At 64.7% G+C, this 15342-nt stretch carries 16 protein-coding genes; 2 read left to right on the plus strand and 14 right to left on the minus strand.

Annotated elements, in window-relative coordinates; genetic code table 11:
• The first annotated feature begins 79 nt into the window (after positions 1-79).
• On the plus strand, positions 80-871 hold the full coding sequence (gene xth / locus DY468_RS11505) for an exodeoxyribonuclease III (protein ID WP_164604946.1): 792 nt from the start codon (positions 80-82) through the stop codon (positions 869-871).
• Positions 872-968: 97 nt separating this feature from the next.
• Here xth and DY468_RS11510 read toward each other — a convergent pair whose 3' ends face one another.
• The 11 genes from DY468_RS11510 to DY468_RS11560 form a co-directional block, all read right to left on the minus strand.
• A complete protein-coding gene (locus DY468_RS11510) occupies positions 969-1790 on the minus strand; it encodes a tetratricopeptide repeat protein (protein ID WP_164604947.1) in 822 nt (273 codons plus the stop codon).
• Positions 1777-2196, minus strand: a complete 420-nt coding sequence (locus DY468_RS11515; RefSeq protein ID WP_164604948.1) for a hypothetical protein — start codon at positions 2194-2196, stop codon at positions 1777-1779. Before DY468_RS11515 ends, DY468_RS11510 begins: the two co-directional genes overlap by 14 nt.
• A 228-nt stretch (positions 2197-2424) precedes the next feature.
• On the minus strand, positions 2425-3855 hold the full coding sequence (gene lpdA / locus DY468_RS11520) for a dihydrolipoyl dehydrogenase (RefSeq protein WP_164604949.1): 1431 nt from the start codon (positions 3853-3855) through the stop codon (positions 2425-2427).
• 1 nt (position 3856) lies between these two features.
• Positions 3857-4279: an endonuclease domain-containing protein gene (locus tag DY468_RS11525; protein WP_164604950.1), complete on the minus strand. Its 423-nt coding sequence runs from the start codon at positions 4277-4279 to the stop codon at positions 3857-3859.
• A gap of 63 nt (positions 4280-4342) precedes the next feature.
• Complete coding sequence (locus DY468_RS11530) at positions 4343-5752, minus strand: pyruvate dehydrogenase complex dihydrolipoamide acetyltransferase (protein WP_164604951.1); 1410 nt, start codon at positions 5750-5752, stop codon at positions 4343-4345.
• 12 nt (positions 5753-5764) lie between these two features.
• Positions 5765-6061 (minus strand): DUF5076 domain-containing protein, encoded by a 297-nt coding sequence (locus DY468_RS11535; protein WP_164604952.1) that lies wholly within the window; start codon positions 6059-6061, stop codon positions 5765-5767.
• 4 nt (positions 6062-6065) lie between these two features.
• Positions 6066-7475, minus strand: coding sequence for a pyruvate dehydrogenase complex E1 component subunit beta (locus DY468_RS11540; protein ID WP_164604953.1), 1410 nt, complete (start codon positions 7473-7475; stop codon positions 6066-6068).
• Positions 7476-7533: 58 nt separating this feature from the next.
• Complete coding sequence (gene pdhA, locus DY468_RS11545) at positions 7534-8568, minus strand: pyruvate dehydrogenase (acetyl-transferring) E1 component subunit alpha (RefSeq protein WP_164604954.1); 1035 nt, start codon at positions 8566-8568, stop codon at positions 7534-7536.
• Positions 8569-8720: 152 nt separating this feature from the next.
• Positions 8721-9038, minus strand: coding sequence for an FtsB family cell division protein (locus DY468_RS11550; RefSeq protein ID WP_164604955.1), 318 nt, complete (start codon positions 9036-9038; stop codon positions 8721-8723).
• A 90-nt stretch (positions 9039-9128) separates the two neighbouring features.
• Entirely contained in the window at positions 9129-9689 is a 561-nt protein-coding gene (locus DY468_RS11555) for an NADPH-dependent FMN reductase (RefSeq protein WP_164604956.1), read from the minus strand.
• A gap of 166 nt (positions 9690-9855) precedes the next feature.
• Positions 9856-10998, minus strand: a complete 1143-nt coding sequence (locus DY468_RS11560; protein ID WP_164604957.1) for a CaiB/BaiF CoA transferase family protein — start codon at positions 10996-10998, stop codon at positions 9856-9858.
• Between the two features lie 92 nt (positions 10999-11090).
• On the opposite strand from DY468_RS11560, the gene DY468_RS11565 reads away from it, so the two are divergent.
• Positions 11091-11705, plus strand: coding sequence for a LysE family translocator (locus DY468_RS11565; protein ID WP_164604958.1), 615 nt, complete (start codon positions 11091-11093; stop codon positions 11703-11705).
• Between the two features lie 94 nt (positions 11706-11799).
• Here the strand turns inward: DY468_RS11565 and DY468_RS11570 are convergent, their stop codons facing one another.
• The 3 genes from DY468_RS11570 to eno all read right to left on the minus strand — a co-directional run bounded on the left by DY468_RS11570 (position 11800) and on the right by eno (position 15281).
• Positions 11800-12603 carry a hypothetical protein gene (locus DY468_RS11570; protein ID WP_164604959.1) on the minus strand — a complete coding sequence of 268 codons (804 nt, stop codon included), beginning with the start codon at positions 12601-12603 and terminating at the stop codon, positions 11800-11802.
• An 85-nt stretch (positions 12604-12688) separates the two neighbouring features.
• Entirely contained in the window at positions 12689-13822 is a 1134-nt protein-coding gene (locus DY468_RS11575; protein ID WP_164604960.1) for a zinc-binding dehydrogenase, read from the minus strand.
• A 175-nt stretch (positions 13823-13997) separates the two neighbouring features.
• The gene (gene eno, locus DY468_RS11580; protein WP_164604961.1) at positions 13998-15281 is read right to left on the minus strand and encodes a phosphopyruvate hydratase; all 1284 of its coding nucleotides are present in this window, start codon (positions 15279-15281) and stop codon (positions 13998-14000) included.
• Positions 15282-15342: the final 61 nt, after the last annotated feature.

Consider the following 15342-nt stretch of genomic DNA (forward strand, 5'->3'; position numbering starts at 1 on the left):
CCGACGCGGATTGCTCTATCACAGCGATGCACGGCACGATCTGCCGCGGCGCAAATCATCCCGGGCAACGGACGGCGCGATGCGGATTGCGACATGGAACGTCAACTCGGTCCGGCAGCGGCTGGATCATCTCCTGACCTGGCTGCAGGACTGCCAGCCCGACGTCGTCTGCCTGCAGGAGATCAAATGCGTCGACGAGGCGTTTCCGCGCGAGCCGATCGAGGCGCTCGGCTACAACGTCGTCACCCACGGCCAGAAGACCTTCAACGGCGTGGCGCTGCTGTCGAAATATCCGCTCGAAGAGGCCAATCCGGGACTTGCCGGTGACGACGGCGACGTCCATGCGCGGTTTCTCGAAGGCGTGGTGTCGTTGAAGCACGGCGTGGTGCGCGTCGCCTGCCTGTATCTGCCCAACGGCAACCCGGTCGGCAGCGAAAAGTACCCCTACAAGCTGAGCTGGATGGCACGGCTGCGCGACTACGCGAAACAGCGGCTGAAGACCGAGGAGCCGCTGATTCTGGCTGGCGACTTCAACGTCATCCCGCAGCCAGCGGATGCCTATAATCCTGCCGTCTGGACCGAGGATGCACTGTTCCTGCCCGAGACCCGTGAGAGCTTCCAGACCCTGCTCGGGCTCGGCCTCACCGATGCGCTACGCGCCACCACCGACGCCCCCGGCCAGTACACTTTCTGGGACTATCAGGCCGGCGCCTGGCAGAAGAACTGGGGCATCCGCATCGATCACCTGCTGCTGTCGCCGCAGGCCGCCGACCGGCTGTGCCATGTCGGCATCGACAGCTATGTGCGCAATTGGGAAAAGCCGTCCGACCACGTCCCGGTGTGGGCGGATCTCGATCTGGAAGCGGCCTAAGCCGAGCCCTGCTTGAAGCACGATCGGCCTGTCAGGAAGCCATCGCGCTTGCTGATCAGATGGATGGTCGCTGCTGCAGACGGCGTTTGCGGCGGCCTCAGTCCCGCCGGCCCTGGACCCAGTGCTCGAGCATCTGCAGCGCCATCACCCGGTCGTCGTCGGAGGCCTTGGCGACCGCCCGGTTGTAGCTGTCCTTGATCCAAGCCTCTTCGGGCGTTGCGGCGTCGCGCGCCAGGGTCAGCCACATCAGGCCACGGGCGGCCTGGCGGGGCAGCTTGTCGCCATTGAACAGAAGCTGACCGAGCATGGCCTGGGCCTGATGCTGCCCCTTCTGGGCGGCGAGGCCGAGCCAGCGCGCGCCGTAGCGGAAATCGCGCGGCACGCCGACGCCGTCGATATACAGCCGGGCCAGATCGTATTGGGCGTCGGCATTGCCGAAATACGAGGCGGCGTAGGACAGCATCTCCCGCGCACGCTCCGGGTCGCGCTTGATCTTCGAATTCGGGATGCCGTCGAGGTAGTAGCGGCCGAGCGCGACGAACGCGTTGGCGACGATCGCGGCCTGCGGCGCCGACGGGCTGTCTTCGGCGTGAGCGTTGGCGATCTTGCTGAAATAGTCGAATGCGCGAAGATCGTCCTGGGCCACGCCGTTGCCGTCGGCATACATCCGGCCGAGCCGCCACTGCGCGATCGGGTGGCCGCCCTCGGCGGCGTATTGCAGGGCGGTGAGCGAGGTCGTCGTCGGCGCGGCCGGCAACGCCTTCTTCAGCGCCGGCGCCGTAGCCGGCTGATTGCTGGCGACCGGGATCGCGGTGTCCTCCGGGCTGACCGGGGTGCCTTCGAACGCGACCGCCGGAAAGGCGCTCGCTCCAGCGCCGATCACCAACGCGGCAAAAACGCTACGCCTAAAATTCCGCATCGCACATCTCGCGGGTCACCCCCGGTGCGGTCGCAACGACCGGCCGGCTCTCCATCCAACACACTCCCGCCCTCTCCTCTGTCGCGGCCACACCCGTTTCGGACGGGTCGATGGCCGACGCTGCGGCGGTCAAATTTCTGTCACGGCCGCGACCGGCCATCGTCTGTTCGACGGTCAGGTTTTCGCGGTTTGAATAGTCGTGACTGCACAAGATCGTCGCCGGGAGCTGGGCATGGTCAGCATCGCCTTGCTGTTTGGCGAGATGACGGCCGAGCCGCCGCAAATCCGCGGCAGACGGTGACTTTTTGAAGACATCGATGGGGGCGCCGACACCCGACAGGCTCGCGATGCCGCCAGTGCTCTGGCGGCTCGTCGGCATCGACCTGATCGGCGTCGTGGCGAACATCGCGAACTCGTCTTTCCGGCCGCCTCGCCGTCGGGCTCCCGGACCTTCCGGTAAGACCATCGACCTGCGCTCGGCTTAGGTCAGATGATCTCATTGACCGGTGTGGCCAAAAAGCGGCGTGTGCAAGAGCGACCGTCAAAGACGGTTAAATGATGCGGAACTGTTGCGGCATAGCAACAAGAGTGTCCTGGCGGACACCCTTTCTGGTTCGCTTAGTTGCCGGGAAGGTCAGGCGTTGAGCACCTTGCCGTAGGCGTCGAGCACGGCTTCCTTCATCATTTCCGACAGGGTCGGATGCGGGAAGACGGTGTGCATCAGCTCTTCCTCGGTGGTTTCGAGGTTCATCGCCACGACGTAGCCCTGGATCAGCTCGGTCACTTCGGCGCCGATCATATGCGCGCCGAGGAGCTGTCCCGTCTTCTTGTCGAAGATCACCTTGACCAGGCCCTGGTCCTCGCCGAGCGCAATCGCCTTGCCGTTGGCGGTGAACGGGAAGCGGCCGACCCGGATCTCCCGTCCCTGCTCCTTCGCCTTGGCCTCTGTGAGGCCCACGGAGGCGATCTGGGGCTGGCAGTAGGTGCAGCCGGGAATCAGGCTCTTGTCGAGCGAGTGCGGATGCAGGCCCTTGATGGCCTCGACACAGATCACCCCCTCGTGCTCGGCCTTGTGCGCCAGCATCGGCGGACCGGCGACGTCGCCGATCGCGTAGATGCCGGGCACGCTGGTCTTGCCGAGCCCGTCGGTGACAATGGTGCCGCGGTCGAGCTTCACCCCGAGCTTCTCCAGCCCGAGATTCTCGACATTGCCGACCACGCCGACCGCCGAGATGACACGGTCGAATTCCTGCGTCTCGGTCTTGCCGGTGCCCGGATCGATGGTGGCAACGACGCTATCAGCCTTCTTGTCGAGCTTGGTGACCTTGGCGCCGGTCAGGATCTTGATGCCCTGCTTCTCGAACCGCTTGCGGGCGAGCGCGGCGATCTCGGAATCCTCGACCGGCAGGATCTGCGGCAGCACCTCGACCACGGTGACCTTGGCGCCCATGGTGTGGAAGAACGAGGCGAACTCGATGCCGATCGCGCCGGAGCCGACCACCAGCAGCGACTTCGGCATCACTTCCGGCACCATCGCCTCGAAATAGGTCCAGACCAGCTTCTTGTCCGGCTCGAGCCCCGGCAGCACCCGCGGCCGCGCCCCGGTGGCGACGATAATGTGCTTGGCCTGATAGCTGCCCGGCGGCAGCGCCCCCTTCGGCGCCTCGGTCTTGGAGGCAGTGACCGTCAGCTTGCCCGGCGCATCGATCGTCGCCGCGCCCCAAATGATCGAGATCTTGTTCTTCTTCATCAGGAAGCCGACGCCGTCGTTCAGCCGCTTCGACACCCCGCGCGAGCGTTGCACGATCGCCTTCGGATCGAACGAGATGTTGTCCGCCGACAGCCCGTAATCCTTGGCGTGCTGCATGTAGTGATAGATTTCCGCCGAGCGCAGCAGCGCCTTGGTCGGAATGCAGCCCCAGTTCAAACAGATGCCGCCGAGATACGACTTCTCGACGATCGCGGTCTTGAACCCGAGCTGCGCCGCCCGGATCGCCGCGACATAGCCGCCGGGTCCGGAGCCGATGATGATGACGTCGAAGGAGGTGTCGGAGTTTTGAACCATGCTAATCGCTCTTCTTCCCCTCTCCCCTTGTGGGAGAGGGTGGATGCGCGCCGTCAGGCGCGCAGACGGGTGAGGGGGACGGCGATGCGGCTGCTGCGATGACTTCGATCACCGACTGCGAGCGTATCAGAATGTCGTTGTTCCAAAACCGCAAAACACGGAATCCACGCTCGAAAAGGTCGTGGTCGCGAACTTGGTCTCGTTCGCTGTCGGCGTGCTGGCTGCCGTCCGCTTCCACGATCAAACGTTGCTCGAAACAGACGAAGTCGACAATCCAAGGCCCGATCGGCACCTGACGACGAAATTTGAAATGGGCAAGCCGCCGCGATCTCAGCAGCCGCCAAAGCGCACGCTCGGCATCGGTCGCGTGAACGCGAAGGCTCTTGGCGAACTGTCTCTGCTGATGCGGTACGCGCTGGATCATGCCCCCTCACCCGCCCTCGCTTCGCTCGGGCACCCTCTCCCACAAGGGGAGAGGGTAAGAAAGTCACACCATCATCATCACGGGATTTTCGATCAGCGTCTTGAAGGCGCCGATCAGTTCGGCGCCGAGCGCACCGTCGACGGCGCGGTGATCGCAAGACAGCGTCACGCTCATCATGGTGGCGATCTCGATCTTGCCGTCCTTGACGACGGCGCGCTGCTCGCCGGTGCCGACCGCCAGGATGGTCGCGTGCGGCGGGTTGATCACCGCGGTGAAGTCCTTGATGCCGAACATCCCAAGGTTGGACACCGCCGTGGTGCCGCCCTGATACTCTTCGGGCTTCAGCTTGCGGGCCCGCGCGCGCGCGGCGAAGTCCTTCATCTGCGCCGAGATCGACGACAGCGACGCCGTCTCCGCGCTGCGGATGATCGGGGTAATCAGCCCGCCCGGCATCGCCACCGCAACGCCGATGTCGGAATGCTTGTGCTTGAGCATCCCCGCCTCAGTCCACGACACGTTGGCGTCGGGAATCCGCTGCAGGGCAATCGCCATCGCCTTGATGATGAAGTCGTTGACCGACAGCTTGTAGGCCGGCTTGCCGTCCTTGTCCTTCGGCGCGGCGGCATTGATGTCCTCGCGCGCGGCCATCAGGCGATCGAGATTGCAGTCGATCGTCAGATAGAAATGCGGGATGGTCTGGGTCGACTGAGTCAGCCGCTGCGCAATCGTGCGGCGCATGCCATCGTGCGGCACGACTTCGTAGGAGCCTTCCGGATACAGCGCACGGATCTGCTGATCGGACATCGCCGGCGCGATCGCAGGACCGGCCGCAGCTGCAGCAGCGGGCGCCTTCAGGCCACCGCCAGACTTGGCCTTCTCGACGTCGCGGGCAATGACTCGGCCATGCGGGCCGGTACCGGTGACGCGCGACAGATCGATGCCGCTATCCTTGGCCAGCCGCCGCGCCAACGGCGAGGCGAACACGCGGGCGCCGTTGCTCGTGCCAGCGTCCTTCGAGACGGGCGCTTTCGCGCCCTCCTCAGGACGAGGAGCTGGGTTTGTTGTTGGCTTTGTCGGAGCCGCTGTCTTGCCGGCCGCACTGCCCTCATCCTGAGGAGCCCGCGCAGCGGGCGTCTCGAAGGATGATGCGGGCTTCGCATCAGCAGGCTTGGCGTCTGCCTTCGACGCCTCCGCCTTGCCGGCCCCTGCCCCCGCAGCTTTCACGTCCTCGCCGTCCTCGGCGAGCACCGCGATCACGTCGTTGACCGGAACGTCCTGGGTGCCTTCGGGCACCAGGATCTTCGCCAGCGTGCCCTCGTCGGCGGCCTCGACTTCCATCGTCGCCTTGTCGGTCTCGATCTCGGCGATGACGTCGCCGCTCTTGACCTTGTCGCCCTCCTTCTTCAGCCACTTCGCAAGGTTGCCCTTCTCCATGGTCGGCGACAGCGCGGGCATCAGAATATTGATCGGCATGAGGGCAGAACCTTACTGCGTCCGTTCGGTGGTCGCGCCGGTGTCGGTCGGGCGCGAAAGCTCGGCGTCGAACATATCGACGATGCGCTCAAGCGCCTCGTCTTCGGTGTATTCGCTCTCCCGCGCATAGGCGCGCGCGGCGTGGCGGGCGATGTCGACCAGCAGCAATCCCCACATCTCCGGATCTTCGAACGCGCGCATGAAGGCGATCGACAGACCGCCGTCGAGCACGAAGGCGCGCAGCACCTCGATCGCGTCTTCGCGGTTTTCGACGTCGGGCGGCAGCGGCTGTTGCTTGGGTCCGGTCATGGGCTCACCGATAGCAGACGGCCTTGGCGGCCTCGACCACCTCGGCGACGCTGGGCAGCGCCAGCTTTTCGAGATTGGCGGCATACGGCATCGGCACGTCCTTGCCCGACACCCGCGTCACCGGCGCATCCAGATAATCGAACGCGTGCTCCATGATCCGGGCGGAGAGTTCGGCGCCGACGCCGTTCTGCTGCCAGCCCTCCTCGACCGTCACCGCGCGGCCGGTCTTCTTCACCGAGGCGATGATGGTTTCGGTGTCGAGCGGACGCAGCGTGCGCAGATCGATCACTTCGGCCTTGATCCCGTCCTTGGCCAGTTCGTCGGCGGCCTTCAGCGTGTAGGTCATGCCGTGCGACCACGAGATCAGGGTGACGTCGCTGCCTTCGCGGACGATCCGCGCCTTGCCGATCGGAATCACGTAGTCGTCGAGCTTCGGCACTTCGCCGGACTGCCCGTACAGCATTTCGTGCTCGAGGAAGATCACCGGATTGGGGTCGCGGATCGCCGCCTTGAGCAGCCCCTTGGCGTCGGCGGCCGAATACGGCGCAACGACCTTGAGGCCGGGGATCTGAGAATACCACGCCGAGTAGTCCTGGCTGTGCTGCGCGGCGACGCGCGCGGCGGCACCGTTCGGGCCGCGGAACACGATCGAGCAGCCGAGCTGGCCGCCGGACATGTACAGCGTCTTCGCAGCCGAGTTGATGATCTGATCGATTGCCTGCATGGCGAAGTTGAAGGTCATGAACTCGACGATCGGCTTCAGTCCGGCCATCGCCGCACCGACGCCGACGCCGGCAAAGCCGTGCTCGGTGATCGGCGTATCGATCACCCGGCGGTCGCCGAATTCCTGCAGCAGCCCTTGGGTGACCTTGTAGGCGCCTTGATACTCGGCAACCTCTTCGCCCATCACGAACACGTCCGGATCGCGGCGCATTTCCTCGGCCATCGCGTCGCGCAGCGCTTCGCGGATCGTGATGGTCGCCATCTCGGTGCCGGACGGAATGTCAGGGTCGGCAGCGGCCGAAACGGTGGGCGCTTCGGGCGCATGCTGCGCCGGCGCAGGTGCGGACTTCGCCTCTGCGGCTTCCGGAGCTGCGGCCGGTGGCGCCGATTGCGAACTCTTGTTCTGCGCCGCCGGTTCGGCCGCCTTGTCGGCATCGGCGGCAGTTTCACCGTCGCCGAGGATGGTGGCGATCGGGGTATTCACCGCGACGTCGTTGGTGCCTTCGGGGATCAGGATCTTGCCGAGCGTGCCTTCGTCGGCGGCTTCGACTTCCATCGTCGCCTTGTCGGTTTCGATCTCGGCGATGACGTCACCGCTTTTGACCTGGTCGCCTTCCTTCTTCAGCCATTTCGACAGGTTGCCCTTCTCCATGGTCGGCGACAGCGCGGGCATCAGAACTTGGATTGGCATTGGGGCTCCGCAGTCATTCAATCAGGCGGGACGCAGCCGCGACACGGCAAGGCGGGGATCAGCGATACACATCGGTGTACAGCTCGGACGGATCGGGCTCGGGATCGTGCTGCGCGAAGTCAGCGGACTCGTTGACGATCTTGCGGACCTCGGCATCGATCGACTTGAGATCGTCCTCGGTCATGTCGAGCGCGAGCAGCCGCTTGCGGACCTGCTCGATCGGATCCTGGTCGTTGCGGACCTTGTCGACTTCTTCGCGTGAGCGATACTTCGCCGGGTCCGACATCGAATGGCCGCGATAGCGGTAGGTCTGCATTTCGAGAATGAAGGGACCGTTGCCGGCACGGCAATGCGCCACCGCCTTGTCGCCCGCAGCCTTCACGGCACGCACGTCCATGCCGTCGACCTGCTCGCCCGGAATGTTGAACGACACGCCCCGCTTCGAAAAATCGGTCTGCGCCGATGAACGGGTCACCGAAGTTCCCATCGCGTAGCGATTGTTCTCGATCACATAGATCACGGGGAGCTTCCACAGCTCCGCCATGTTGAAGCTCTCGTACACCTGGCCCTGGTTGGAAGCGCCGTCGCCGAAATAAGCCAGGCACACGCGGCCATCGCCACGATAGCGGTTGGCGAAGGCGATGCCGGTGCCGAGCGAAACCTGCGCGCCGACGATGCCGTGTCCGCCGAAGAAATTCTTCTCCAGGCTGAACATGTGCATCGAGCCGCCCTTGCCCTTGGAGTAGCCGCCGCGACGTCCCGTCAGCTCCGCCATCACGCCGTTGGCCTCCATGCCGCAGGCGAGCATGTGGCCGTGATCGCGATAACCGGTGATCACTTGATCGCCGTCGCGCAGCGCCATCTGCATGCCGACGACGACGGCCTCCTGGCCGATGTAGAGATGGCAGAAGCCGCCGATCGCACCCATGCCGTAGAGTTGCCCCGCCTTCTCTTCGAAGCGGCGGATCAGCAGCATCTCACGAAAAGCGCCGAGCTCCTGTTCCTTGGTGAAAGGCGGCACGTTCGACGGTGACGCTCCTCCAGCCTTGTCCTGTGCTATTTCCTTCGCGGCGCTCTTCTTGGGTGCAGCCATGGCGATTCCGATGAGAGATGAGATGAGCCTCTCTATCGTAACTTATAGCGCCTTGAAAGGATCGCTATGTCGCTGCGCGCAAATCAATATGCCGCAGTGCAGCGACGCGAAACTTTCGACATCGTTCGTCCAGATTTTTGGAATTTGCGCACTCAGCGCTCGGGCAGCATCCGCACCAGGTCAGCCGGATTGGCGAAATCGAGCTGATAGCGCACGCGTTCGTCGAGCATATCGGGATCGATCCGGTCCGAACGCAGCAACGAGACGCGCTGTTCGGCCTCGGTACGCTGCTGGCGCAGTTGCACCAGTTCGGCGGTGAGCGCGGTGATCTCCTGGTCGAGCTCCTGCTGCGCCGTCAGGCCGAAGCGACCGGTGTAGGCGTTGACGCCGAAATAGCCGATCACGGCGGCGGCGATCGCGTACAGCGCGATGCCGGCGAGGATCGATTTGAGACGACTGCGGGTGACCATGCCGCACCATCGGACAGCGCGGTTAACGCACGGCTAACGCCGCGCTCGTCCCGCCCGCTTTGCAACCGGCGGGACGCTGTGCAACAGCCATTACTTGTGCTGCTGGGCGACGAAGCCGGCGAAGGCGTCGATGTATTTCTGCAGGAACTCGCGCAGCGAGTCCTTCACCAGCGTGCCGTCCTCGGCGAACGCATCGGCGATGCCGCCGACATAGGCCTCCGGCTGTTGCAGCGTCGGCATGTTCAGGAACACCAGGCACTGCCGCAGATGATGATTGGCGCCGAAGCCGCCGATCGCGCCCGGCGAATTCGACAACACGCCAGCGGGCTTCTTGTCGAAGCAGCTCTTGCCATAGGGGCGCGAGCCGACGTCGATCGCATTTTTCAGGACGCCGGGAATCGAGCGGTTGTATTCCGGCGTCACGAACAGCACCGCATCGGACACCTTGATGCTGTCCCGGAACGCGGTCCAATCGGCCGGCGGCGCGTCGGTCTCGAGGTCCTGGTTGTACATCGACAAGCCGTGCAACGTGACGATGTCGAGCTTCAATGAGTCCGGCGCCAGCTTGGCGAGCGCCTGCGCGGTGCGCAGCGAATATGCCTGTTTGCGCAGACTGCCGACGACGGCGGCGACTCGATAGGGTGGAGCCATAGAGAATTCCTCCAGTGCAGAAATGGAAACATGCTCGCGGCGAGCGTAGCCCGCCGCGATGACGGAGAAAGCGCCAGACGCGATAAGGTCACCGTGATGACGCGGTTTTGATGACCGGCCGCGCCGGCATCCGACTGTGCCGGCAGCCCCGCTCGCCTCTGCCGCCCTATTCGGCCGCCGCGCGGTTGCCCAGCACCTCATGGTTGTGCGCGCCGAGCTTCGGCGTGGCGAGCTCGGGATGCGGCCGTTCGCCGTCGAACACAATCGGCAGACCGGCGACCTTGAGGCCGGTATCCGGCATCGTGCGCAGCAGATCGACCGCGGCGAGCTGTTCGGTGGCGGCAAGCTCGGGAATGTCGTTGACCGGACTCACCGGCACCCCGGCTCTCTTGAGGGCCGCGAGCCAAGCCGCGGCGCCACGGCTCTTCAGCACCTCCTGCATCATCATGACCAGCTCGGCCCGATGCGCGGCGCGATCGCGCACCCGCGCGAAGCGCTCGTCGCTGCTCCACTCCGGATGGCCCAGCACGTCGGCACAGCGCGCGAACAGCCGGTCGTTGCCGGCGGCGATCACGATCGGACGATCGGCGGTCTCGAACACCTGATACGGCGCCAGCGTGCCGCTGGCGGTGCCGTGGCGCACCGGCGCCTCGCCGTCGAGCAGATAGCCGCTCAGCGACATGTCGACCCAGCCGACCGCGGTGTCGAACAGCGAGGTGTCGATCACGCAACCTTTGCCGGTGACGTGGCGCTGCTGCAGCGCCGCCAGCGCGCCGATCACGCACCACTGCGCGGTGGCGCGATCGTTGATCGGCGGCGCACAGAATATCGGCGGATGCTCGGGACTACCGGTCAGCGACATCACACCACCATAGGCCTGCAGCAGTGGATCGAAGCCCGGCTCCTTGCTCAGCGGACCGGTCTTGCCGAACGCCCACACCGAGCAATAGATCAGCCGCGGGTTGACTGCACACAGCACCTCCGGACCGATCCCGCACGAAGCGACGACACCGGAGCGCAGGTTCTGGATCAGGATATCGGCGTCCTTGACCAGCTCCTTCAGCCGCACGACGTCGTCGGGGGTCTTGATATCGAGCGTCACCGAGCGTTTGTTGCGGTTGTAGGTGTGAAACAGCAGCGAGTCGCCGTCGACGAAGGGCGGGCCCCAATGCCGGGCATCGTCGCCGCCGTCGTGTTTTTCGATCTTGATCACCTCGGCGCCCATGTCGCCGAGGATCATCCCGGCCATCGGCCCGGCGATCGCCTGCGCGATCTCGATCACTTTGATGCCGGCGAGCGGTCCACCCATTGCGGTCTCCGATTTCGTGTTAGGTTTCTTGGCGCGCACTGTTTCAGCGGCGCGAGGCAAATTGCAAGTGTCTAGCAGAAGCGGAGCACACAATGGTGACTGCCGAATTTCTCATTACCTCGCTGATCGTCGTCGCCTCTCCCGGAACCGGGGTGCTCTACACCGTGGCCACCGGGCTGTCGCGCGGGCCTCGCGCCAGCGCGATCGCGGCGTTCGGCTCGACCATCGGCATCGTGCCGCATATGGCCGCCGCGATCCTCGGTCTCGCCGCCCTGCTCCACACCAGCGCAATAGCGTTCCAGACCTTCAAGTATCTCGGCGTCGCGTATCTGCTCTACATGGCGTGGAAGACGCTCGGTGAGCGCGGGCCACTCAGCGTCGAGACCGACGTCGGTGCTCCCTCGGCGCTGCAGATGACGGTGACGGGCGTCCTGATCAACATCCTCAATCCGAAGCTGTCGATCTTCTTCCTCGCCTTCCTGCCGCAATTCGTCTCCACCGACGATGACCATCCGCTCGGCCGCATGATCGAGCTCAGCGGCATCTTCATGCTGATGACATTCGTGGTGTTCGTGATCTACGGCCTGTTCGCCGCCTGGCTGCGCGACCACGTCATCACCCGCCCGCAAGTGATGACCTGGCTCCGCCGCAGCTTCGCCGCCGCCTTCGTAGCACTCGGCGCCAAGCTGGCGACGGCGGAGCGGTGACGCCTGTTATTAAGCTGATCGTCTCACCGCCGTCATGGCCGGGCTCGTCCCGGCCATGACGAAGGATATCACCTTCGCTAATTAAGGGCGTCAGTCAGGTCCGCGCGCGGATCTCGTTGAGCAGGAAGTTACCGAGCCGCTTGCCGCGATTGCGCAGCACCTTGAGCGGGCCCTGGTCGACGAAGTAAGTCAGCAGAATGCTGTCACGCGTTTCGACGCCCGCCGGGACGGTGTCGGCCGAATGCCAGCTCTGCTTGTCGACAGCAAACGCGTAGCCGGAATTCGGCGCGAACTTCATCTGCCGCGCCTTCGGCATCGAGCCGTCCGGCAAGACATCATGGAAGATCGTACCGATATCGGTATGGGCTTCGTCGCGCGGCAGATAGAGCTGCACGGTGATGCCCTTCCAATGCGTGTCGGTGTGCGGCGTAATCTTGTAGCCTGGAACGTCGCGCGTCAGGATCGGAATCGGAAACATCCCGACATGCTGCGCGTCCGGCCCAAATCGCTTCTCCAGCGCCGGCGCCAGCTTGCGGCGAAACGCGTCCTTCACCGGCTCCGAGCACAGCGCGTCGCCGACCATGCGCCAGACCGAGCGCTTCTCCGGCGGCAGGTGTCGGATGTACTCCGGAAACAGATCGATCTTGACTCGGGTGTGGGTGCCGTCGGCAAGATCATTGCCCTTGCTGCGGCCGTGCATCGGTCGGTAGTCGGTGTTGCGCGGCAGCGCCTGAAGCATCGCCGCGTACACCAGCGCGGGAAAGATCCCGACGAATTCGAGGTGATAGAACGGCTCCATCACCACCGCGGCGGACTCGATCGCCCCGACGATGTGGTTGATCAACGCTGCGGTCGCTTCCGCCAACTCCGACGGACGCCGTTCGGCCATCTGATCCATGAAATCTCCGCTGGGCTGCTTCGTCTTGTTGAGACTAGCTAGCAACTACGATCAGCACCAGCGGATTTCGTTCCCCCGATGGCAGCTATGCGTTGGGGGTGATCAGGAATTTCTCCCCGGTCGCGCGTTTGTTGTAGACCGCGACGGCATCGAGGCTCAGCGCCTCCTTCAGCGACACCGTCCGCGTGTAGTGGCTGGCGAAGGTGGTTTTGATCTCGGCGGCGACACGAGCGCGGAGCTTGGCGGCATCTGCGGCGCCGATCTTCTGCAGGAACGGGAACAGCAGCCAGCCGCCGGCCGCCCAGGCGAAGCCGAAATTGCGCACGATCTCGGTCGGCTTGGTATCGAGGCTGCCGTAGATGTACACCTGCTTCATCACGTTCGAACCGTAGCGGCTGTAGGGGCCAGTGGCGGTCTTGCCGATCGCGGCTTCCATGCAGCTCAGGATTTGGCCGGCGAGCCGGCCGCCGCCGATCGCGTCGAACGCAATGGTGGCGCCCGTCTTGACCAGTGCCTCGGTGAGATCATCGAGGAAAGTCGGCGCCGTGGAGTCGACCACGTATTTGGCGCCGATCTCGCGCAGCATCTTGGCCTGCGCCTCGCTGCGGACGATGTTGACCAGATCGATGCCGTCCTTGAGACAGATCCGGTTCAGCATCTGGCCGAGGTTTGAGGCGGCGGCCGTGTGCACAAGCGCCTTGTGACCTTCCCGCTTCATCGTCTCGGTCATGCCGAGCGACGTCAGCGGATTGACGAAGCATGACGCGCCTTCGGCCGCGGTGGTGCCGTCGGCCAGCTTCAGGCAATCGGCCGCCTTGATCAGGCGATACTCCGCGTACATCGCGCCGCCGATCATCGCGACGGTCTTGCCGAGCAGCGCCTGTGCCGCGTCCGAACTGCCGGCCTTGATCACGGTGCCGGCGCCCTCGTTGCCGACCGGCATCGACTCGTCGAGCCGGCCCGCCATCGCCTTCATGGCGGCTTCGGGCACTTTGGCAGTGATCACCGGCGCATCGGGCGTGCCGGACGCTTTCGCCGTCGACATGTCGGCGGCGCCGAACAGCAGGCCGAGATCGGAGGGATTGATCGGGGTGGCTTCGACCCGGACCACGACCTCGTCGGGGCCGGGCTCGGGAATGCTCACCGGCACCAGCGAAACTTCGAGATCGCCGCTCGCCTTGATCAGCGAGCGCAGTTGCAGTCCGGTGGTGTCACTCACGCGTCGTCTCCCTGCTTGTTGTCAGCGCGGCCGCACCTTGGGACAGCCGCGCGCAGGGTTCAAGACCGCGTTGATAACCTATCCGTCATTGCGAGGAGCGAAGCGACGAAGCAATCCAGTTCCGACATCCTGCCTCTGAATTGCTTCGCTTCGCTCGCAATGACGCGGTTCGAGTTCAGCGGAACGCCTTCAGCGCCGCCTTGCCGGCGTAGTGCGCGTGAGCGCCGAGCTCCTGCTCGATGCGCAGCAACTGGTTGTACTTCGACGTGCGGTCGGCGCGCGCCAACGAGCCGGTCTTGATCTGCCCGCAATTGGTGGCGACGGCGAGGTCGGCGATGGTCGAGTCCTCGGTCTCGCCCGAGCGATGCGACATCACCGCGGTGTAGCCGGCCTTGTGGGCCATCTCGACGGCGGCGAGCGTCTCGGTCAGCGTACCGATCTGGTTGACCTTGATCAGGATCGAATTGGCGCGGCCGTTCTTGATGCCGTCCGCGAGCCGGGTGACGTTCGTGACGAACAGATCGTCGCCAACCAGCTGGCACTTGCTGCCGATCAGATCGGTCAGCTCCTTCCAGCCGTCCATATCGTCTTCGCTCATGCCGTCTTCGATCGACACGATCGGATAGCGCGCGACGAGATCGGCGAGGTACTTGGCCTGCTCCGAGCGCGAGCGGGTCTTGTTCTCGCCGCCATAAACGTAGGAGCCATCCTTGAAGAACTCGGTGGCGGCGCAGTCCAGCGCCAGCATCACGTCGTCGCCGGCCTTGTAGCCGGCCTTGCCGATCGCAGCCATGACGAAGTCGAGCGCCGCATCGGCCGACGGCAGGTTCGGCGCGAAGCCGCCTTCGTCGCCGACATTGGTGTTGTGGCCGGCCTTCTTCAGTTCGCCCTTGAGGGTGTGGAAGATCTCCGAGCCGCAGCGCAGCGCGTCGGCAAAGGTCGGCGCGCCGACCGGCATGATCATGAATTCCTGGAAGTCGATCGGATTGTCGGCGTGCACGCCGCCGTTGACGATGTTCATCATCGGCACCGGCAGGGTGCGGGCCGAGGTGCCGCCGACATAGCGATACAGCGGCATGTCGTAGGACGCCGCCGCCGCCTTCGCTGCTGCCAGCGAGACGCCGAGAATGGCGTTGGCGCCGATCCGGCCCTTGTTCGGGGTGCCGTCGAGCTCGATCATGGTCTGATCGATCTGCACCTGCTGTTCGGCGTCCATGCCGCCGAGCGCGTCGAACAGCTCGCCGTTGACCGCCTCGACCGCCTTCTGCACGCCCTTGCCGAGATAGCGAGCCTTATCGCCGTCGCGCAGCTCGACCGCCTCATGGGCGCCGGTGGAGGCGCCCGACGGAACGGCGGCGCGGCCGACCGAGCCGTCCTCGAGCACCACGTCGACTTCGACGGTCGGATTGCCGCGGCTGTCGAGAATTTCGCGGCCGATGATGTCGACGATGGCGGTCATGAATGCCTCTTGATCGGATGGAGGGAATGGAGTTGCGCCGCTTCTACAGCATGGCTCCGGG

Source organism: Rhodopseudomonas sp. BR0M22 (assembly GCF_010907035.1).
Lineage (GTDB): Bacteria > Pseudomonadota > Alphaproteobacteria > Rhizobiales > Xanthobacteraceae > Rhodopseudomonas.